Source organism: Paraburkholderia tuberum STM678 (assembly GCF_902833905.1).
Lineage (GTDB): Bacteria > Pseudomonadota > Gammaproteobacteria > Burkholderiales > Burkholderiaceae > Paraburkholderia > Paraburkholderia tuberum.
The window spans coordinates 1-332 of sequence record NZ_CADFGP010000202.1 but is presented as its reverse complement, the minus strand read 5'-3'; the positions used below and the strand labels follow the sequence as shown (position 1 = coordinate 332).

Here is a 332-nt window from a genome sequence, read left to right as displayed (position 1 = left end):
TCTCTGGAGGGGTTTTTAGCACCGAGCCTCCCGGGTTCTGGTGTGTCCCCATGACTGCCGCATTCCAGTCCTCGAGCGTGACTTCGCGCTGCTTCCTCGTGCCAGGCAGCCGCGCCTTCGTACGCACGGGTTCACCGCGGTTCGTGCGTGACGGTGAGCCGGATATCCGGCGGTTGTCGCGCTGCGCCTGCAGTGCCTGGGCTACCTTCAGCGCATGACCAAGACGCTTGTGCTCCACCACCGCGCCCTGGTCGATCTCGGCAAGCTTGTCGTACTGGACACAGGGCAGCGCGACACCATCGGCGCGGATCTCGAGGCGTCCGTCCGGATAC

At 65.4% G+C, this 332-nt stretch carries 1 pseudogene; it reads right to left on the bottom strand.

Going from position 1 to position 332, the window contains the following annotated elements:
• Positions 1-332: pseudogene (locus HWY30_RS40945) on the bottom strand (ISNCY family transposase); the annotation flags it as partial.